This is a genomic window from Pseudoalteromonas sp. MMG006, assembly GCF_018101025.1.
In the GTDB taxonomy this organism is placed as follows: domain Bacteria; phylum Pseudomonadota; class Gammaproteobacteria; order Enterobacterales; family Alteromonadaceae; genus Pseudoalteromonas.
In genome coordinates this window covers 56,497-75,117 of record NZ_JAGJEJ010000003.1, presented here as the reverse complement: position 1 = coordinate 75,117, position 18,621 = coordinate 56,497, and the positions used below count along the sequence as shown (strand labels likewise).

The 18,621-nt window shown below is 40.8% G+C and carries 20 protein-coding genes; 8 read left to right on the top strand and 12 right to left on the bottom strand.

Features of this window, described 5'->3' with window-relative positions; genetic code table 11:
- Positions 1-70: 70 nt before the first annotated feature.
- Positions 71-391 carry a BON domain-containing protein gene (locus J8L73_RS04545; RefSeq protein WP_058549507.1) on the bottom strand — a complete coding sequence of 107 codons (321 nt, stop codon included), beginning with the start codon at positions 389-391 and terminating at the stop codon, positions 71-73.
- 259 nt (positions 392-650) lie between these two features.
- Positions 651-1,877 (bottom strand): ATP-dependent RNA helicase SrmB, encoded by a 1,227-nt coding sequence (gene srmB / locus J8L73_RS04540; RefSeq protein WP_210998909.1) that lies wholly within the window; start codon positions 1,875-1,877, stop codon positions 651-653.
- A 76-nt stretch (positions 1,878-1,953) separates the two neighbouring features.
- Here srmB and J8L73_RS04535 point away from each other — a divergent pair, with 76 nt between their 5' ends.
- Positions 1,954-2,652 carry a methyltransferase gene (locus J8L73_RS04535; protein WP_211015067.1) on the top strand — a complete coding sequence of 233 codons (699 nt, stop codon included), beginning with the start codon at positions 1,954-1,956 and terminating at the stop codon, positions 2,650-2,652.
- 40 nt (positions 2,653-2,692) lie between these two features.
- Here the strand turns inward: J8L73_RS04535 and rsuA are convergent, their stop codons facing one another.
- A complete protein-coding gene (gene rsuA, locus J8L73_RS04530) occupies positions 2,693-3,391 on the bottom strand; it encodes a 16S rRNA pseudouridine(516) synthase RsuA (RefSeq protein WP_211015065.1) in 699 nt (232 codons plus the stop codon).
- Positions 3,392-3,450: 59 nt separating this feature from the next.
- Between rsuA and zapE the strand changes: the two genes are divergently transcribed.
- On the top strand, positions 3,451-4,560 hold the full coding sequence (gene zapE, locus J8L73_RS04525) for a cell division protein ZapE (RefSeq protein ID WP_211015063.1): 1,110 nt from the start codon (positions 3,451-3,453) through the stop codon (positions 4,558-4,560).
- Positions 4,561-4,653: 93 nt separating this feature from the next.
- Here zapE and J8L73_RS04520 read toward each other — a convergent pair whose 3' ends face one another.
- From J8L73_RS04520 to J8L73_RS04495, 6 genes are read right to left on the bottom strand one after another with little or no spacing between them, the layout of a single operon-like run.
- A complete protein-coding gene (locus tag J8L73_RS04520) occupies positions 4,654-6,066 on the bottom strand; it encodes a tetratricopeptide repeat protein (protein ID WP_211015061.1) in 1,413 nt (470 codons plus the stop codon).
- A gap of 20 nt (positions 6,067-6,086) precedes the next feature.
- Complete coding sequence (locus J8L73_RS04515; protein WP_211015058.1) at positions 6,087-6,740, bottom strand: energy transducer TonB; 654 nt, start codon at positions 6,738-6,740, stop codon at positions 6,087-6,089.
- 1 nt (position 6,741) lies between these two features.
- Positions 6,742-7,146, bottom strand: coding sequence for a biopolymer transporter ExbD (locus J8L73_RS04510; protein ID WP_138683718.1), 405 nt, complete (start codon positions 7,144-7,146; stop codon positions 6,742-6,744).
- Positions 7,147-7,150: 4 nt separating this feature from the next.
- The gene (locus J8L73_RS04505; RefSeq protein ID WP_211015056.1) at positions 7,151-7,531 is read right to left on the bottom strand and encodes a MotA/TolQ/ExbB proton channel family protein; all 381 of its coding nucleotides are present in this window, start codon (positions 7,529-7,531) and stop codon (positions 7,151-7,153) included.
- On the bottom strand, positions 7,524-8,849 hold the full coding sequence (locus J8L73_RS04500) for a MotA/TolQ/ExbB proton channel family protein (RefSeq protein WP_211015054.1): 1,326 nt from the start codon (positions 8,847-8,849) through the stop codon (positions 7,524-7,526). The genes J8L73_RS04505 and J8L73_RS04500 overlap by 8 nt, the downstream gene beginning before the upstream one ends.
- Positions 8,849-9,622 (bottom strand): DUF3450 family protein, encoded by a 774-nt coding sequence (locus J8L73_RS04495; RefSeq protein ID WP_211015052.1) that lies wholly within the window; start codon positions 9,620-9,622, stop codon positions 8,849-8,851. The genes J8L73_RS04500 and J8L73_RS04495 overlap by 1 nt, the downstream gene beginning before the upstream one ends.
- 376 nt (positions 9,623-9,998) lie before the next feature.
- Here J8L73_RS04495 and J8L73_RS04490 point away from each other — a divergent pair, with 376 nt between their 5' ends.
- On the top strand, positions 9,999-12,179 hold the full coding sequence (locus tag J8L73_RS04490; RefSeq protein WP_211015050.1) for a TonB-dependent siderophore receptor: 2,181 nt from the start codon (positions 9,999-10,001) through the stop codon (positions 12,177-12,179).
- Positions 12,180-12,257: 78 nt separating this feature from the next.
- A complete protein-coding gene (locus J8L73_RS04485) occupies positions 12,258-12,938 on the top strand; it encodes a Fe2+-dependent dioxygenase (RefSeq protein ID WP_211015048.1) in 681 nt (226 codons plus the stop codon).
- 478 nt (positions 12,939-13,416) lie between these two features.
- Here J8L73_RS04485 and galE read toward each other — a convergent pair whose 3' ends face one another.
- Positions 13,417-14,433: a UDP-glucose 4-epimerase GalE gene (gene galE / locus J8L73_RS04480; RefSeq protein WP_211015046.1), complete on the bottom strand. Its 1,017-nt coding sequence runs from the start codon at positions 14,431-14,433 to the stop codon at positions 13,417-13,419.
- A 241-nt stretch (positions 14,434-14,674) separates the two neighbouring features.
- On the opposite strand from galE, the gene J8L73_RS04475 reads away from it, so the two are divergent.
- Positions 14,675-15,166, top strand: a complete 492-nt coding sequence (locus J8L73_RS04475) for a DUF3016 domain-containing protein (protein ID WP_211015044.1) — start codon at positions 14,675-14,677, stop codon at positions 15,164-15,166.
- 54 nt (positions 15,167-15,220) lie between these two features.
- Here the strand turns inward: J8L73_RS04475 and J8L73_RS04470 are convergent, their stop codons facing one another.
- Positions 15,221-15,511 (bottom strand): hypothetical protein, encoded by a 291-nt coding sequence (locus J8L73_RS04470; RefSeq protein ID WP_024031487.1) that lies wholly within the window; start codon positions 15,509-15,511, stop codon positions 15,221-15,223.
- A gap of 81 nt (positions 15,512-15,592) precedes the next feature.
- Between J8L73_RS04470 and J8L73_RS04465 the strand changes: the two genes are divergently transcribed.
- Entirely contained in the window at positions 15,593-15,802 is a 210-nt protein-coding gene (locus tag J8L73_RS04465; RefSeq protein WP_211015042.1) for a hypothetical protein, read from the top strand.
- Here the strand turns inward: J8L73_RS04465 and epmB are convergent.
- A complete protein-coding gene (gene epmB, locus J8L73_RS04460; protein ID WP_211015040.1) occupies positions 15,799-16,812 on the bottom strand; it encodes an EF-P beta-lysylation protein EpmB in 1,014 nt (337 codons plus the stop codon). The two genes, J8L73_RS04465 and epmB, sit on opposite strands and share 4 nt — an antisense overlap.
- A gap of 41 nt (positions 16,813-16,853) precedes the next feature.
- Between epmB and efp the strand changes: the two genes are divergently transcribed.
- The gene (gene efp / locus J8L73_RS04455) at positions 16,854-17,420 is read left to right on the top strand and encodes an elongation factor P (RefSeq protein ID WP_211015039.1); all 567 of its coding nucleotides are present in this window, start codon (positions 16,854-16,856) and stop codon (positions 17,418-17,420) included.
- Between the two features lie 56 nt (positions 17,421-17,476).
- Complete coding sequence (gene epmA / locus J8L73_RS04450; protein WP_211015037.1) at positions 17,477-18,451, top strand: elongation factor P--(R)-beta-lysine ligase; 975 nt, start codon at positions 17,477-17,479, stop codon at positions 18,449-18,451.
- Positions 18,452-18,621 lie beyond the last annotated feature (170 nt).

Genomic DNA, 18,621 nt, shown 5'->3' with positions numbered 1-18,621 from the left:
AAGCGCAGCTTGTGTTGGAGTAACAAGCTGCGCTTATGGGCAGTTTATAAATTGGGTTACAGCTAACGTATTAAATAACGCTAATTTTGTTACGAATGATTTTAACCCCATCCATATTTTCTAAAAACTTTTGAGCTAGTGCACGTTGAAAACCAGTTTGCGCTTCACCGTATAAATCAACTTCACCATTTTTTACCTGCACTCGAATATCGTTTAGCTCTAAATTAGGGTTAGTGCGTAGTGTATTCGTTATTGATTGCTGTAAGTTAGGTTGAGTGGCTACACTGCTTACTACGGCCATGTTGGTTGCTGCACTTACCTTTGTAGCGCAAGCTAATAAAAACAAACAACAAAATGATACTAAAGCGATAGTTAACTTGAAGCGGTTCATGACTTTATCCTTACATTACGGTGAATAGTGCAGCAATTCTTTGCTGAGTTATTCTTACAGTTACAATTTCAATGCCAAAATTAATGCATTGAAATATAAGGATATTTTATTAAGTGAGAATTCAGGTGGGCAATAATTACATTTTACTGGGTATGAGTTACATGCTTGGGTTACATTTGTAACGGGTACAAAGGGCAGAGCCTATAAGGGTTTCGTTAAAAAGCCGGCTAATGCCGGCTTTAATATAAAGTGTTTTAGGTTACTTTTTCTTTTTAACCTTCGCTTTTTTCTTAGCTTTCATTTTTGCTGGATCTTTACGCTTTTTAGCCGGTGGCTTAGCTTCTTTATGCTGCGGCTCAATACCTTTAATTACACGGCGTTTAAGTTTTTGCTCAATGTAGCGCTCTACTTTATATAAAATGCCAATGTCGTGTGCTTCAATAAGCGATATTGCTACCCCTTTTTTACCAGCACGGCCTGTACGACCAATTCGGTGTACGTATACATCTGCTGTGCGCGGTAGGTCAAAGTTAATTACATGGCTGATGTCTGATACATCTATACCACGCGCTGCAACATCAGTAGCGATAAGTATTTTAGTACGGCCACTGTGAAAGTTTTCCATGGCTTTCATGCGTTTATCTTGTGGCATTTCGCCGCGTAACCACGCCGCTTTTACGCCATTATTAGTAAGCTCACCAATGAGCGTTTCAAGGCGCTCACGCGTTTTAACAAACACAATGGCTTTAGTGACATCAGGGCCGTTTAGGGTGTTTACTAAAAGTTCTAGTTTATGATGGTAATCATCTGCAAGGTGAACCCACTGGTGAATTTTAGCTTTTTCTTTGCGTGACGATTCAGCTTCAAGTAGAGCAGGGTCGTTTAGCGTTGTTTCTGCAAATCTTTCTACGCTGTCGCCTTCAAGCGTTGCCGAGAATAAAAAGCACTGACGACGGTTTTTAGCTTCGTCACAAATACGGCTCATTTCTTTTTTGAAACCCATGTCTAACATGCGATCTGCTTCATCAATAATAAGCATTTCTACATGTTCAGCATGAAAGTTTTCAGTTTCTAGGTATTCCATTAATCGCCCTGGAGTGGCAATTAATACATCGTTATTTTTTTCAAAAATCTCTTTGTGAGTACCGTAGTTAATGCCGCCCGTTACCACGCCAATTTTTAGGTGCGTACGTTTAGCAAGTAGTTCACACTGTTCATGAATTTGATATGCCAGCTCACGTGTTGGAGTCATTATTAATACGCGGGCAAAACCAGGTTCACGACGTGGAAAATCCAATAAGTATTGAATGGCAGGAATTAAAAATGCCGCTGTTTTACCTGTGCCAGTAGGTGCAGATGCTAAAATATCGCGCCCCTGTAATGCCTCAGGAATAGCTTGTTGTTGAATGCTAGTTGGCGTTTCGTAACCCATTTTATCAATGGCGTCGAGTAACTTGGTATCAAGATCAAATTCAGAAAATTGCATAGAGTGTCTAAAATAAGGGACAATTACTTACAATTATACGCGCTATACGCCAGTTGGTGAACGAAAAGGTGAAAAAATGTCAGGGTTTACGTTTAAACAATTTAAGGTTGAGCATGACAGGTGTGCAATGAAGGTCTCAACCGACGGCATTTTGCTTGGCGCGTGGGCTAATTTAAGTGATGCAAAGTCACTACTTGATATAGGCACCGGCACGGGGTTGCTAGCGTTAATGTGCCAGCAGCGAAGTAATGATCTTGCAATAACCGCTGTAGAAGTTGATGAAGCTGCTTACAATCAAGCACTGCAAAACAGTGCTAATAGCCCATGGCCTAATATCAACATAGTGCATACAACAATTCAAGCGTTTGAATACACCCAGCCATTTGATGTTATCATTTCAAACCCGCCCTATTTTAATCAGAGCTTAAAAGGTCAAAGTAATGCCCGTAACACTGCTCGTCATACTGATGGCCTAAGCTTTGAAGAGTTAATAAATGCCTATAAACGTTTAAGCCATAAACGTTCGCGCTTTAGCGTCATTTTACCAAGTGCAGAGGCGTGTCTATTTATAGAGCTTGCAAAGCAAAGGGGGCTGTATTTAAACGCGCATTGCCAAGTAAAAACCACACCAACTAAAGCATTTAGCCGTAGCTTAATGACCTTTAGTACAATAAAAACAGAGCCTGAACATTCGGTGCTTTGCATAAAAGATGAAAACAACACTTACACGGCTGATTATGTGGCGCTATGCAAAGCATTTTATTTAAAAATGTAGTGCTATTTAAGGCTAAAATTATGAGATAAGATGTGCTGAATTATAATTTAATTTCTTCAGCGGTGAGCTGGCGATATTCACCGCTGGCTAGGCTTTCATCTAATTTAATACCCGCAATCTGCTCACGATGTAGCTCTACCACTTTGTTGTCTACAGCGGCTAACATGCGTTTAACTTGATGGTACTTACCTTCACAAATAGATAAACGTAGCCCAAAGTTGGCGAGCCTCTGTGCTTTTGCCGGACGAGTTAAGTCTTTTTCGTTATGCAGTTGCACGCCTGTTCGTAGTTGCTCAAGCGACTCGTCGGTAATGGGTTCTTGGGTTTCTACTAGGTAGGTTTTAAATTTATTATTTTTTGGCGAAGTGATTTTATGAGACCAATCACCATCGTTGGTGATAATCACTAAACCTGTAGTGTCTATATCAAGGCGGCCTGCTACATGAAAGTCGGCCATATTAGGCTCATCTAGTAAGTCAAAAACCGTTCTGTGTAATTCATCACTATTTGCGCATACGTAACCCACGGGCTTATTTAGCATGTAGTAACGTTTACCTAAAAATACGAGTTGCTCACCTTCAAACATTATTTCGTCTTGTTGCTTTACTTGAAAGTCGAACGCAGTAACTACTTCGCCATTTACAGTTGCAGCCTGGCGCTTAATTGCGGCGCGTGCTTTTGAGCGAGGAAGTTCTGCTAAATGGCTAACAAATTTATCTAAGCGGCAAGGGAATTTCATTTTGGTTCACATTTTTAGTCGGCTACAATGGGCGCGATTATAGCTGATAGTGAAATACCATGACAGTACACAGCCCACAAATATTAAGCCTTTATACAGCAAAGATAGAGGCGGGAGAACTGTGTGTTGACAGCGCTCAGCAAAATGCGGTTAACGCGTTAAATAACTTGGCTATACAGCTGCAAGTTAATACACCTTGGTGGCAAAAAGCACCTTTAATTAAAGGGGTCTATTTACATGGGCCGGTAGGGCGCGGTAAATCTATGCTAATGGATTTATTTTATAAAAATTTACCGACTACACAAAAACAAAGGCTGCATTTTCATCATTTTATGGCGCAAGTACATAGCCAGCTTGCTCAGCTGCAAGGGCAAAAAAATTCGCTTACGCTGATTGCCAAGCAGTGGGCTAAAAATATAAAAGTTCTGTGCTTTGATGAATTTTTTGTAAGCGACATTGGCGATGCAATGATTATGGCTAGGTTATTTAACGCCTTGTTTGATTATGGTGTCGTGCTGGTGGCAACCTCAAATGTAAAACCAGCGCAGCTTTATTATAACGGCCTGCAACGCGCACGATTTTTACCTACAATCGATTTAATTAACGATCACTGCCACATAATTAGTGTGGCCGGGCAGGAAGATCACCGCTTTAGATATGGTAAAAATAACCGCCATTATTTTATTAATTTACCTAATGATGAGTTTAATAAACTATTTACTAAGCGGTATCCTCGAGCAACTAAAAATCAAAGCTTACAGGTGCATTCGCGCGCTTTGCCATATTTATTTAAAGCGAATAATGCGCTGATGATTGATTTTATGGCGCTGTGCTCAGGCCCTAGAAGTGCTCGCGATTATATGTTTTTAGCCAAACAGTTTGATGTTTTGTATATAGCAAACGTGCCAAAAATGGGGGTAGGGGCTACAGGTAAGGTAATAGTGCACGGGATTGAAGATAGCTATCAACGAGAAAAGCAAACGCTTGATGAGCATTATTTAGATGACGAAGCGCGGCGTTTTATTGCATTGGTTGATGAGTTTTACGATTGCCATAAGTTGTTAGTAATTAATGCACAAGCGCAGATAGAAACGCTTTATGAAGGTAAAAAATTAAGTTTTGAATATGCCCGAACACAGTCGCGCATAGTCGAAATGCAAAATTGGTAGTACCTTTTTAATATTACATTGTAGGCATTGAACTTACTCACGCGAGAAGCGCAGCTTCTAATTATTAAACGATTTAAAAACTGCGTTATAAACTTACCCTTCTTGGCGCACTATGTTTTCCAGCGCGCGAATATTAGTTATTAAATCTTGGCGTTGTGGGTTTGCCTGATACGCCTTTTTAAGGTGCTTAAGCGCCTCTGGATACTTTTTTGAATCAATCGCAATTTGTGATAAACCAAGCCAGGCAGAAAGCTGATATTTAGGCAGCGCTTGAGCGCGTACGTACATTAGTTTGGCTTGAGTAAGCTGGTTTTTATCGCGATAAATACTAGCAAGGCTTAGTAGTGCATCACCCAAGTTAGGGTTTATTTTAAGTGCATTATTTAAACTTTTAACCGCACGTTTGCTATTACCTTGCTGCATAGCCAGTTGGGCACTGTATACCGAGAACTGTGCTTGTTCTTCATTTGGAAGGCGCTTTGTTAACCTTTTTGCGCTGCGTATTAGCTCTTTTGCTAACTCCCACTGTTGCTGCGATACAAGCCAGCCAAGTGTTTGCATTGTGGTGTTAATTACATCGGTTTGCTGCGCCTTAGTGGTATGCTTTAAACTTTGTTTTAAAAGCGAAACAGCGCGCTTACTGCTGCCTTCACTTAAATGTAATTGTGCAGCGAGTAACTGGTTACTGGTATCTTTTGGGTTAAGTTTTAAAGCGACCTCAATGGCCGAAAGCGCCTGTTTATTATGCTCAAGCTGCAAAGCAATTTGCGCACGCTGTAACCAAAGTTCTGCGTTATCAGGTGTTTTATTTAATAACTCTTTTAATAATGCATTTGCTTGGCTTAAATCACCCGACTCAATTAGTGCAAACAGCAAGCCTTGTTGGTACTGCGCTGTTTCGGGTTCAAGCATAAGTGCTTGGCGGTATGCGGCCACGGCACTCCAAGGTTGACTATGTTGCACATGAATATAAGCCAGTTGCGCATAGCTTTGTGCGTCAGCTTGACCAAGTTCAATACTATGCACTAGATGGGTTTGCGCTTTAGTGTAATTTGCCTGCTGCATGTATAAAAGGCTTAAACCTTGGTGAGCCTTTACTAAATCGGGGGCGGCTTTTAAACACGCTAAGTAGGCTGCTTCTGCGCTATTAAACTCTTTTAAAGTGAGCAAAACCTGCGCGCGTAATAAGTTAAGTGCAGTGCTATCGCTGTTTATATCACGGCTTTTAAAAAGGGCGGCAACTTCTTGGTATTTGCCTTCTTGTAATAATGGCTGTACTTGGCGAGCAAAGCCACGCTCTGTAGGCTCAATTAGCACCTCTGTTGGACCTAATAGCTTATTATTTATAGCTAACTGCCAAGTAGGATCGCTTGGCGATAGCGTGACTTTAAGCGGTGCACTTTTTTGGCTTGCATATGCGTTAGTAATACCTAATAAAGGCAAAGAGCACATCAGCGAAGTATAAAGGGTACGGGTAAGTGATTTAGGCAGTTTAATTGCGTTCATATTTTTCATTTTGTTGGTGCTTAAGGTTTAAATTCTATTGGCCAAATAAAGCGAGCTCGTACTGTTTCGCCTTCTTTTTTTGGTGCGCTAAAACGGCTTTGCTTTATAATTTTATCAATGGCGGGTTTAAGCTCAGGGTAAGGGTTTTGTACAACCTCTATTAAGCTTACTCTACCGCTTTCGTCTATAAATACATCAAGCTTTACTGTAAATACATCGACACCTTGGCGAGTTAAACTTTTTGGTAAAACCGCCTTAACAGGGGTAAGTAGATTAGGTAGTCCATCGAGCTGGTTTAAGCTAAAGGCATCCCAATTTACACTCATTGATTGCCATTGTGGCGCGTTAACTTTTACGCTTGGCGTATCGGGTTTTACAATGCTTAAATTGCTTTTAATTTTAACGTTGACTGCTTGAATTGACGCGCCTGCACCTTGCACTTTTAAGCTTTGCATAGGCTCGCTACTTTGCTGCTGCGATACTGAAGGCGGTGGAGGAGGTAGAGCAACCATCGCTATTTCGCGCACAACTACTTTGTCTTGCATGTGGTGCTCAGCCATTTGCCCTAACCACAACAATAACAATGCTGCGCTAAGTACTATTAAACTAAGGCCAAACGCAAAAAACGGATGGCGGTTATTTTTTGTTTTATTAGTTGAGCTAAACGTGTGCATATTATTGCTTGGTCGCTAAATTAACTTGCGAGGCACCGGCAAGTTTTGCTTCGTCAATTACTTGCACTAATAGCTCTGTAGGTACTGTTTTATCTGCTTGAATAACCACAGGGCGTTGCTGCTGTTTTAGCATTTGCTCTACACTTGTGCGTACACCTGCTACGCCAATTTGGCTGCCATCAAAAAATACTTGTTGAGAGTCGGTTATTGCTAAAAATATAACTTGTTGTTCAAGACGACTGGCCGATACTGCTTGTGGTTTATCTACCTCAACGCCGCTTTCGCGTACAAATACGGTTGTAACAATAAAAAATATTAGCAATATAAATACCACATCAAGTAGCGGCGACATATCGATATGTTGCCCTGCTTCTTGCTCTAGCTTGTGCTTTAATCGTGATTGCATAGTGTTACCCTAACTGTTTACTTAACGTATGTAATTTAGGATTACGTTGCGAGTAGGCTAAATAAGCCTGCATTAACCACGCCGGTATGGCGCACACAAGGCCAAGTTGAGTGGTTAATAGTGCATCGCCTATGGCATCACTCATTAGTTCGTTATGACCAAGCGCCATGACTTTAAAGGTATCAAGTAAACCAACGATAGTGCCCAGCAAGCCTAATAAAGGAAGCGCTGCGGTTAATATAGAGCTAACTTCTTGCCAGTAGCCGTTTCGGTTCGCCTGATACTGCTTGAGGTGCAATAAATCATGAAAAGTCAGTTGGTACACAACCAAAGCTAATAACAAAATACACCAACAAATAGGGTTGCTAACGATTTGCTCAAACATGGTTTTCTCCTTGTTCTAGCTGGCTTAGTTGTAATGCAAAACCTTCGAGCTGGCTGTAATACGCTTTTGCTTTGCGCGATAGCAGTGCATTTAAAACCAGTGCTGGTATAGCAACAACTAAACCTAACTCGGTAGTAATAAGTGCTTGTGCAATACCGCCCGATACAACCTCAGGATCGCCCGATCCAAATAAGGTCATCATTTTAAAGGTTTCGATCATGCCGCTTACAGTACCTAATAAGCCTAATAGGGGAGCGACGGCTGCTGTTACAGCTATAGCGCCTATAAAGTTATCAAGCTTGTGTTTATCGTGTATTAGCTGGTTAAACAATTGATCGTCTCGTACTTGGCCTTTCTCGCTTTGCAGCGTTAGGTTAAATAATTGCTGCTGCATGCCTGAAAACTCGCTGCTATTTTTACTTTTAAAGTGCGTTTGTAACTGCATTTGCGAGTGCATTTTAATTTTGCTTAAACGCAGAAGTTGAGCCGCTTTTATTAGTGCAATGGTCAACGCAAAACAGGCAAATAAAATGATAGGAATAGCCCATAAACCGCCTTTTTCTAGGTGTTCTAAAGGACTTTCTTGCTGAGCTTGGCTGGTTACTAAATGCGTTAAGCTCGGATCAAAGCTAAGTAACGTTTCACCTACACCGTTTTGATTTAGAGTGTTATCAAGCGGGTTGTCGTCATGGCTTGATTGTACCAATGCCACTTTTAATGCGTTCGATTCATTGTCTAAATTTAATAAACCCATTAGCTTAGGTGTTTGCGTGCTAAACCATGCAACAGGACCTATTTGAAGTGTATTCGCTTGGGTAAGTTCGCCATTGCTAAGTACCACCGCTTGTTTTTTAAAGCGAGGGTAAAGCGCTTGCTCTTGGTTATTAATAAAGGAGAGGACTTGGCTTAATAATTCGTTTTGATTATTACTTGCTTGCTCGTTATTCAAAGCTTTATTGCTATTTTGGCGAACAAATCGGCTAAGTAAGTTTAATTGGTACTGCTGTTGCTGCTGCCAGGTGTCTAACCGTGTTTGTAACTGGTTAAGGCTTAAGGTGTTTTCGTCAGCTAAACGGCGGTTAACAGCGGCTTGTTCGCGTAATTTGCTAAGCGACTGCTGCTTGGTGAATATTTGCTTTGCAAGGCTCGCTTGCTCTTCAGCAATGCTCTTTTGAGTACTACTTAAGCTGCGTTGTGCGGTTTTTATATCGTTTAGTACGCTTTGCTTAGCTTGCTCACTTGTTGCTGCTAACGCTAAATTGCAGCTAGTAAATAAGATAATGGCGCTAAAAGCTTTAATTTTTTGGCAAAAAGTCATTATTTAGCTCCTTGCTGTGCGTTATTTTTATAACTTAGCATTGGAAGCGTTACCCAATCAGCAGCGCGCTTTTTTTGTTGCACTGCAATACCTAGCGCTACTTGCTCTGCGTTAATACTGTTATCAAACTCCCACTGCCAACCTAAGTCACTAGGAAAGCCAATACCTGCATAACTTAAATCTTCACTAACAAACCATGCTTGTGCGGCGCCTAAATATAGCTGTTTAACCCAAACTTCTTGGCCGTCGGGGTGCTTAATTGCCATTTCGTGAATTGAAATACGTTGCTGAAATTCATTTAGTAAGGTCAGCATTTTTAGCGCTGTTTGTAATTTATCGGTGGTGCTTAGTTGTGAGTCGGCTAAATCGCCTGCATTTTTCCAGCTGTTTAGCAGCGGAGGCGGCAGCTGCACTTGCAACGAAAGTAACTGCTGGCTGATTTGTTTTAACTGGCTGTTTAAATTTTGTTGATCTTTTTCAAGTTTGCCTTGCTGAGTAACGAGCTGTTCACGCTTTTTGCTAAGGTCGCTTGAGTTTTTTTCGCGGTTTTTATTAAGGGTACTAAGCTGCTCTTGTTCAGCTTTTAATAGCGTAAGAGTTTGTTCCATACTGCTTTTTTGTTCAAGCCAATGTGTATTTAATTCACTTGTTTGGTTCTCTATTTTTAGCCATTTATCAACGAGTTGCTCTAATTCGCTAACGGTATCTGCTTTTACTGCCATAGTGCTACATAGTGCAACTACCGCACATATTGGTTTAATTAAGCTTCGCATTACTTAACAACAATCCTGAAAGTTACGACAACAAGTAAACATACTGATTTACAACAAACTCAATCATTTTTAGAGGGGAAACCCGATGTTAGCGACATTAAAATTTCTTATTTATAACAACTAAATAGAAAGGTTTTTCTGCTGGCGATAAGGGTTTTAGCCTCAAAATAGCTTTTTAAATTAAGTGTATTAGCATTACTTGTTAAATTTTGAGTATGTATACAATATAAGAATTTACACAGCAATACAACTGATAATAATTATCGTTTACATTATTTTGTTGCGGTGGTAGGATTTTGCTCGAAATCACACATAGCACCTTTAGGTCAGTCACTTTTTGCTTACTTAAAGGCAAAAAAATAACTACGGAGTAACCATGAGTAAGCCATCGAATAAAGGAAATACCTACGTGAAGCCAATTGCAGCAGTTGTTACAGCTACGCTTTCAGCTTGGGCAAATGCGCAAGATGTTCAAGAGCTGTCGGTAACTAAAGCTGAGACTAAAACTGAGTCTAGCTATGTTGTAGAAGAGTCTACATCGCATAAATATACTCAGCCACTTTTAGAGACTGCAAAAACTGTAACGGTAATTAACCAAGCAGTAATGAAAGACAGAAACGTAGATAGCCTTCGTGATGCTTTACGTAACGTATCGGGTATTTCTTTAGCTGCTGGTGAAGGCGGCGCACCGACTGGCGATAGCATGTCTATTCGCGGCTTTAGCGCAACAAACGACATTTTTGTGGATGGTATTCGTGATGTGGCAGGTTACACACGTGATATTTACAATATTGAAGCGGTTGAAGTGGCAAAAGGCCCTGGCTCTGCGGTTTCTGGGCGTGGTGCAACCGGTGGTAGTGTTAACCTAGAAAGCAAAAAAGCAAAGCTTGATAGCTTTAACGACGTATCACTTCGTTTAGGTACAGAAAACGATTACCGTGGTCGTTTTGATACTAACATTCAAGTAAACGACACAAGCGCACTACGTATCAATCTTCTTACTGATAAAGGTGATGTTGCAGGGCGTGATCATGTTGAGAATGAAACAAATGCTGTTGCGTTTGCATTTGCAACAGGGCTTGGTACAAACAGCCGTTTTGATTTAAACCTAGAGTATCAACGCCAAGATAATTTACCAGATTATGGTATTCCTTGGGTCTATAGTGATACGCCAGTAGCTGAGCTTGCAGATAGTGCGCGCTCACCTTCACCTGTCGACTTTGATAACTTTTACGGTAATATTTACCGTGATTACGAAGATATTGAAGCTTACTCAACAACTGCTCGTTACGAGTATGACTTTTCTCAAAACACGATGCTACGTGTGCAAGGCCGTTTAGGTGAAGTTAAGCGTGAGTCAGTAACCACTGCACCGCGTTATTTCTCGGTCACAACAGACACTGATATTACCTTTGCTGATGAAAAAACACGTGATACACAAAACTCACTTGCAGCAATACAGGTTGATTTAATAGGTAACTATGAGTTTGCAGGTTTTACTCACGATGTTGTAGTAGGTGTTGAACTAGCTAACGAAACATTTACACGCCACAACTTTGTAGCAACTACGCCAGATAACCTAATTGAAGATGAAATACGTAACGACTTATACAATCCTGATGCCACAATTGCATTTACGGGTGTGTATGGCCGTGACGGTACAAGCATCGAAGCTAAAGCTAAAAACCAAGCTATTTATGCATTTGATACAGTGACACTTAACAAGCAATGGGAAGTTACAGGCGGAATTCGCTTTGATAGCTTCACTACGGATTATCACAACGATTATAATGATCCAAGCGCTTTAATTTCTACAAGTGACGACTTATTTAGCTGGAATGCAGCTGTAGTATATAAACCTACAGAAAACGGCAGTGTATATCTAGGCGCAGGTAACTCATTTAATCCATCGGCTGAAAGTCTTACGGTATCTACGCGTTCAAATGCGGCTGATTTAGACGCTGAAGAAAGTCGCAGTTATGAATTAGGTACTAAGTGGAGCCTGATGGATGGCCGCCTGCAAACTAATGCTGCACTTTTCCGTACTGAAAAAACCAATGCCCGTACTGATGACCCATTTGCAGATAGCTCAAGTGACGAAATACTCGGTGGTGAGCAGCGCGTACAAGGTTTAGAGCTTTCAGCAACGGGCCTAATTACTAAAGAGTGGACTGTCATTGCCTCATACACTTACCAAGATAGCGAAGTAACTAAAGCATTAGGCGACGACGCAACTCAAATTGGTAACGAGCTTGCACGTACGCCTAAAAATAGCGCAAGTGTTTGGACTACGTACGATATGTCGGATAAGTTATCGTTTGGTTTAGGTGCGCAGTATGTAGGTGAGCGTTACAACGGGACTACGTCAACACGTTCTCGTGCGCCAGGTTATACTATTTTTGACCTGATGGTTGCGTATGAGATATCAAAGGATTTGAGCCTGCAGTTTAATGGTGAAAACCTAGGTGATAAAGATTACGTTGATCAGTTAGGTGGTGGGCACTTTGTACCAGGCGATGGTCGTAAGTTTAGCTTAACAGCAAGCTACTCTTTCTAAGAGTAAAATTAAGTACGGCATAAAAGGGCAGAGTTAACTCTGCCCTTAATTATTTGATGAAAATGTGAGAGGGCGCACATGCTAGTTAAAATTCCAGAACTACTAACTAAAGACGAAGTGGCTTATTGCCGTGATAAATTACTGGTGGCGCAGTGGGCTGATGGCAGTATTACTGCGGGGCATCAGTCAACCAAAGCAAAAAATAACTTACAATTGCCAGAAAGTAGCCCGGAAGCACAAGAGCTAGGTGAAATTATTATGGGTGCATTAGCGCGTAATAATTTATTTATGTCGGCAGCGCTGCCTGCAAAAATTTTTCCGCCACTATTTAACTGCTATCAAGGCGGCCAATCGTTTGGTGTGCATGTAGATAATGCAATTAGACAAGTGCCGGGTACGCCTGTAAAAATTCGTACAGATGTATCAATGACGTTATTTATTAACGACCCTGAAGACTATGAGGGCGGTGAACTTGTTATTGAAGACACTTATGGCTCACATAGCGTAAAGCTGCCAGCAGGCAGTATGGTGTTGTACCCTTCAACGAGTTTACATCGTGTAATGCCAGTAACGAGTGGGCGAAGATTAGCCTCATTTTTTTGGCTGCAAAGCATGGTAAACAGCGACGAAAAACGTGGTTTGTTATTTGATTTAGATATGTCGATTCAAAGTTTGCGCAGCAAAGTAGAAGATAGCCCAGAGATTATTCAGTTAACGGGTGTGTACCATAACTTGTTAAGGCAATGGGCGCAGACATAACAAAAATATTTATTGTCAGATGTTAGATGTAAGTAATTAAAAGCTTCGCTTTTCGCGTGAGCAAGCTCTACGCCTACCGGCAAAGTTTAACATCGTGGTTTGATTAACTTGTTGGCGCGACGCGCAAAGCGCGTAATTTTATGTGTTTGTGTCATCTCATTCGCTCCTCTTTTACTTCTCTTTGTGCAATCATATTTTAAGTCGTTTATTCACAAAGAGACTAAGAGGGCGCTGCGCTTTAGAGAAGCAAAGTGGATGCTTAGATTCATCAATTAATAAATGCTTTTAAAGATTAAAAGCTTCGCTTTTCGCGTGAGCAAGCTCTACGCCTACTGGCAAAGTTTAACATTGTGGTTTGATTAACTCGTAGGCGCGACGCGCAAGGTGCGTAATGTATTAAAGATTAGAGCTTTGCTTTTAGCATGAAAAAGCCAGGCGCCTACAATACATTCACGAGGTATTGTAGGCGTGAAGGTGACTAGCCTTTATAACCATTTGGGTTATTTGACTGCCAGCGCCATGTATCTTCCATCATTACGTCAATTCCGCGTACTGCTTCCCAACCTAGTTCATTAAGGGCTTTTTCAGGCGCTGCATAACACGCTGCAATATCACCAGGGCGACGAGGGGAAACCTGATAAGGCACAGCCTGATCGCTTGCTTTAATAAATGCATTAACCATTTGTAGTACAGAGTAACCGTTACCAGTACCTAGGTTATAAACTAATGCACCCGTGCTGTTGGCAATTTTATCAAGCGCTTTTAAGTGGCCAATAGCTAAATCTACAACGTGTATATAGTCGCGCACACCTGTGCCATCAACTGTGTCATAGTCATCGCCAAATACGGCAAGTTGCTTTAATTTACCCACAGCAACCTGTGCAATAAACGGTAAAAGATTATTTGGGATACCGTTAGGATCTTCGCCAATTAAACCTGACTCATGGGCACCAACAGGGTTAAAGTAACGCAAAATAGCAAATGCAAAGCGCTCATCTGATTTAGCGATATCTTGTAGCATCATTTCAACCATTAACTTTGACGTACCGTATGGGTTTGTTGTGCCACCCACGGGGAAATCTTCTTTAATCGGTAAGCTTGCAGGGTCGCCGTAAACAGTTGCTGAAGAGCTAAATACTAATTTAAATACGCCCGCATCACGCATTGCATCTACAAGCGTTAGCGTACCTTGTACGTTGTTTTGGTAATACTCTATAGGTTGAGCAACTGACTGGCCAACTGACTTTAAGCCCGCAAAGTGTATAACGCTATCTATTGAGTGCTTTTTAAATATTGAGTCTAAAAAAAACTTATCGAGAATGTCGCCTTGGTAAAATGTGGCTGCTTTACCAGTAATTTGTTTTACACGTGCAAGCGATTCTTTAGATGCGTTGCTTAAGTTATCAACGACAATTACGTCGCTGCCTTGCTGTAAAAGCTCTAAAACGGTATGTGAGCCAATGTAGCCTGCTCCACCTGTTACTAAAATTGCCATGAATACTCCGTGGATACCTTTTTCAATTACCTTAATTTCACCATAAATACTGATAATTTACATGCTTTATTTATAACTTTTATCGTTTATAGCGGTCATAGTGAGGGGGGAATTGAGTTTGGTTGCGTAACGTTCAATTAGTTCAATCATTAAGTTATAGTTAATAAGTGACTGCTAAACTTTAGTATATTATTGCAGGGCTTAGTCTAAATAATTAGCAACAGCCCCTTTGGAGAGTGTTATGAATTCAGTAAAAAAAATAGCTATGGTAATGTGTCTCACTTTACCTGTATTTGCTAACGCTGGAGAGTCTGTTGTTAAGTGGCAAGATTTTAAAGATTATCGTGATGTACGCGCTTCTAACCAAGGTAAATCGTCGTATCATAAACAGATAAAAACACAGTTTGAAAAGCATTTTTCTAAATTGGTGGAGCAACTTCCAAAAGATTATAAGCTAAACATAGAAATAACGGATATTGACCTAGCTAGTGATGTACGCTTTGGCGGTGTGGATGAAATACGTGTCGTAAAACCTATTTATTTTCCGCGCTTAAAGCTTAATTACTCGCTAACCGATAAAGACGGTAGCGTAATAAGCGAAGCAAACGATGTAGAGCTTAAAGATATGGGCTTTATGGATAAAATAAAAATGGGTCGTGATGAGTCATTTTATTATGAGAAACGCTTAATTACAGAGTGGTTTGGCGAGCAAATATTACCAAATTTAGATTAAATAATAATGCCGCTAAATAGCGGCATTTTTTCATAGCGGCATTTTTTCTGCGCTTTACTTAAACGTCGCTAACAGCGTTAGTAACTGCTGTAATTTAAGTACTGTTGTTTTAAGCTTTTCTTCATTAAAACCATCAGTGCTTAAGCTTTCTACATCGGCTGCTACATCAAGTACGTATGGTTTAAAGCGTTTAGCTTCAAAACTAAATCCGGCATCAGCTGGGAACAAGGCTTTAAATTTACCATGGCCTTGTTGCTGTAGCTCATCTAGTTTTTTGTCTGCATCAAGTGCTTGGCGATAAACAATTTTTAAATTAGCGTTGAGTTGTTCAATTATTGAATCCATGGATTTCCTAAAGCTATGTACTGCATTGCCGATATAGTACTTGGATTACATTAAAATGTCAGGTTGATTAAGGCTTATAACATGAATATATCAGGTGGAAACCTACCCGCTATGTCTAGCTCTGGCCAAGGTGGTGAAGTTTATACAGCAGCTTTATCTAAAAAGCAGCAGTTAGCTGATGGCGCAGCAGCACTTGCACTTATTGAAGGTGCTGCACAATCAACAAGCGCGCAAACACCGGCTCAGTCGGTCACTGCAACGCTTGGCAATAATATAAACGTGTACGTTTAAATTAGCTTAAGGTCGATAGGTGTTTTGCTTTTTTGACCACCTATTTCTCTTACTAATTTAGGCACTAAAAATCCAGGCAGGGCTTTTAATAGCTCTGCCATTATTTTTATGGCTTGCTCTTCGTTAATATCAAAGTGGCTTGCGCCTTCAACCTTATCTAACAAATACAAATAATAGGGTAGTACGTCGGCATCAAATAACGCCTCGCTTAAATTTATTTGAGCATCAACGGTATCATTCACATCTTTTAAAATAACCGCTTGGTTTAATAATATAACGCCTGCTTGCTTAAGCTTTTGCATGGCGGCTTTAAACTCGTCGTCTATTTCGTTGGCGTGATTTATATGGTTAATAAATACAATTTTTAGCGGTGATTGTTGTAGCCTCGCGCATAGCTCATTGGTAATACGCGCAGGTATTACAACGGGTAAACGGCTATGTATTCGCATACGCTTAATCTGTGGTAACTGCTCAAGCTCATCTAAAAACCAGCTAATGGCATCGTCTTTGGCCATGAGTGGGTCGCCACCACTTAAAATCACTTCGTTTATGTTGGTATCCGATTTTATATAACTCAGTGCGTCAAGAAGACTTTTTTTATTAAGTTGGTTTTCTTTATACGGAAAGTGGCGCCTAAAACAGTAACGGCAATTTACCGCACAGCCAGTTTTAAACATCACTAAAACACGCGATTTATACTTATGTAAAAGCCCTGGTTGGGAGTTGTCTTGCTCAAGCAGTGGGTCTTTATTAAAACCGGATTTAGTCATAAATTCTTGGTGGCGCGGCATAACTTGTAGTAATAAGGGATCGTTTGCATCACCTTTGCGCATTTTTTTTATAAAAGGGACTGGCACGCGCACCGCAAATAAACTGCGAGCTTTTAGGTCGTTTTCATGGGCTTGGCTCGATAAACCGACCATTTCAAGCAAGGTTTTTGGGCAGGTAACTACATTTGCTAATTCTTTTTGCCAGTTTTTATGCAAATTTGCTTCATTTCTTTGTATCATTGGCACGTAGATTACTCGAAAAAATATAAATAGAGGAAACGATGGCGAATTATAGCACCAACGAGTTCAAGGGCGGCCTAAAAATTATGATGGACGGCGAACCTTGCAGTATCTTAGAAAATGAAATGGTAAAACCTGGTAAAGGCCAAGCGTTTAACCGTGTTCGTATCCGTAAACTTATCTCTGCTAAGGTGCTTGAAAAAACCTTTAAATCGGGTGAATCAGTTGAAGGCGCCGATGTAATGGATACCGACTTAGCGTACCTATACACAGACGGTGAGTTTTGGCATTTCATGAACAACGAAACATTTGAACAAATTGCCGCTGACGAAAAAGCACTAGGTGATGCAGTTAAATGGTTAGTTGAAAACGATGTATGTACAATTACATTATGGAACGGCAGCCCAATTGCGGTTACTCCACCTAACTTTGTTGAGCTTGAGATCACTGAAACCGATCCAGGCCTTAAAGGTGATACAGCGGGCACAGGTGGAAAACCTGCAACGCTTACAACAGGTGCAGTAGTACGTGTTCCATTATTCGTACAAATTGGCGAAGTTATTAAAGTAGACACTCGTAGCGGTGAATACGTAGGCCGTGTTAAGTAATACTTAACTCAGCTAAATAAATCCCGGCTTAAGCTGGGATTTTTTTTGGAGAAAATATGTCAGCAACACTTTGGGCCCCAAGCGCAAGCATAGAAACACTTAAACAGCGCGCGGCAATATTACGTACTATTCGTGAGTTTTTTTATACGCGTAATGTAATGGAAGTAGAAACACCTAGCTTAAGCGGTGCAAGCGTCACCGATGTGCATTTAGCGAGTTTTAATACTACTTTTGTAGGCCCTGGCCACGCTGGTGGCTTGCCGCTTTATTTGCAAACATCGCCTGAATTTGCAATGAAACGTTTACTAGCAGCAGGCTCTGGGCCAATATTTCAGCTTTGTAAGGCATTTAGAAACGAAGAAGCGGGGAGCCATCATAACCCTGAGTTTACTATGCTTGAATGGTATCGCCCTGGGTTTGATGAGTTTGCATTAATGGATGAAATGGATGAGCTAATGCAGCTCATTTTAAATGTAGAGCCTGCAGAGCGATTGACTTACCAGCAAGCGTTTGAGCAAGTGTTAGCGCTTGATCCATTAACAGCTACGCTTACGCAATTACAAGCACTTGCCAGCGAACACGGCTTTGCCGATATAGCCAAAAACGAAACAAATAAAGACACCTTATTGCAGCTGTTATTTTGTATGAAAGTAGAGCCAACTATTGGGCAAACTAAACCGTGTTTTGTATATCACTTTCCAGCATCTCAAGCGGCACTTGCACAAATTTGTGAACATGATGCACGCGTAGCTGGTCGCTTTGAGCTTTATTATAAAAATATGGAATTAGCGAACGGCTTTAATGAGTTAACTAATGCTAAAGAGCAGGCAAAACGCTTTGACGAAGATAACGCATACCGTGCTGACAATGGTTTAAACCACGTGCCCATGGATAAGCGTTTAATAGCCGCACTTGAGCACGGACTGCCAAAGTGTGCAGGTGTTGCAATGGGAATAGACAGGCTAGTAATGCTTGCAACTGATAAAGATAAAATTAAAGACGTAATCGCGTTTGATGTTCAAAGAGCATAATGCCTAGCCTGTAGGCGCACAGCTTGCTGGCGCGTTAAAGCGAAGCTTTAAAAAGTTGTCCGATTATGCCGTTTATACTCAATTTAAGTAATTAGAAGCTGCGCTTCTCACGAGAGCAAGCTCGACGTCTACAAATAAAAACACCGCGCTTTAATTAAGCGCGGTGTTTT

Coding starts and splice junctions, on each gene's coding strand:
- epmB (WP_211015040.1), bottom strand. CDS start 16,812: ATGATACAAAGAAATGAAGCAAATTTGCATAAAAACTGGCAAAAAGAA.
- J8L73_RS04545 (WP_058549507.1), bottom strand. CDS start 391: ATGAACCGCTTCAAGTTAACTATCGCTTTAGTATCATTTTGTTGTTTG.
- J8L73_RS04500 (WP_211015054.1), bottom strand. CDS start 8,849: ATGACTTTTTGCCAAAAAATTAAAGCTTTTAGCGCCATTATCTTATTT.
- J8L73_RS04505 (WP_211015056.1), bottom strand. CDS start 7,531: ATGTTTGAGCAAATCGTTAGCAACCCTATTTGTTGGTGTATTTTGTTA.
- J8L73_RS04475 (WP_211015044.1), top strand. CDS start 14,675: ATGAATTCAGTAAAAAAAATAGCTATGGTAATGTGTCTCACTTTACCT.
- J8L73_RS04520 (WP_211015061.1), bottom strand. CDS start 6,066: ATGAACGCAATTAAACTGCCTAAATCACTTACCCGTACCCTTTATACT.
- J8L73_RS04485 (WP_211015048.1), top strand. CDS start 12,258: ATGCTAGTTAAAATTCCAGAACTACTAACTAAAGACGAAGTGGCTTAT.
- srmB (WP_210998909.1), bottom strand. CDS start 1,877: ATGCAATTTTCTGAATTTGATCTTGATACCAAGTTACTCGACGCCATT.
- J8L73_RS04495 (WP_211015052.1), bottom strand. CDS start 9,622: ATGCGAAGCTTAATTAAACCAATATGTGCGGTAGTTGCACTATGTAGC.
- J8L73_RS04515 (WP_211015058.1), bottom strand. CDS start 6,740: ATGCACACGTTTAGCTCAACTAATAAAACAAAAAATAACCGCCATCCG.
- efp (WP_211015039.1), top strand. CDS start 16,854: ATGGCGAATTATAGCACCAACGAGTTCAAGGGCGGCCTAAAAATTATG.
- epmA (WP_211015037.1), top strand. CDS start 17,477: ATGTCAGCAACACTTTGGGCCCCAAGCGCAAGCATAGAAACACTTAAA.
- J8L73_RS04470 (WP_024031487.1), bottom strand. CDS start 15,511: ATGGATTCAATAATTGAACAACTCAACGCTAATTTAAAAATTGTTTAT.
- J8L73_RS04510 (WP_138683718.1), bottom strand. CDS start 7,146: ATGCAATCACGATTAAAGCACAAGCTAGAGCAAGAAGCAGGGCAACAT.
- J8L73_RS04465 (WP_211015042.1), top strand. CDS start 15,593: ATGAATATATCAGGTGGAAACCTACCCGCTATGTCTAGCTCTGGCCAA.
- J8L73_RS04490 (WP_211015050.1), top strand. CDS start 9,999: ATGAGTAAGCCATCGAATAAAGGAAATACCTACGTGAAGCCAATTGCA.
- galE (WP_211015046.1), bottom strand. CDS start 14,433: ATGGCAATTTTAGTAACAGGTGGAGCAGGCTACATTGGCTCACATACC.
- zapE (WP_211015063.1), top strand. CDS start 3,451: ATGACAGTACACAGCCCACAAATATTAAGCCTTTATACAGCAAAGATA.
- J8L73_RS04535 (WP_211015067.1), top strand. CDS start 1,954: ATGTCAGGGTTTACGTTTAAACAATTTAAGGTTGAGCATGACAGGTGT.
- rsuA (WP_211015065.1), bottom strand. CDS start 3,391: ATGAAATTCCCTTGCCGCTTAGATAAATTTGTTAGCCATTTAGCAGAA.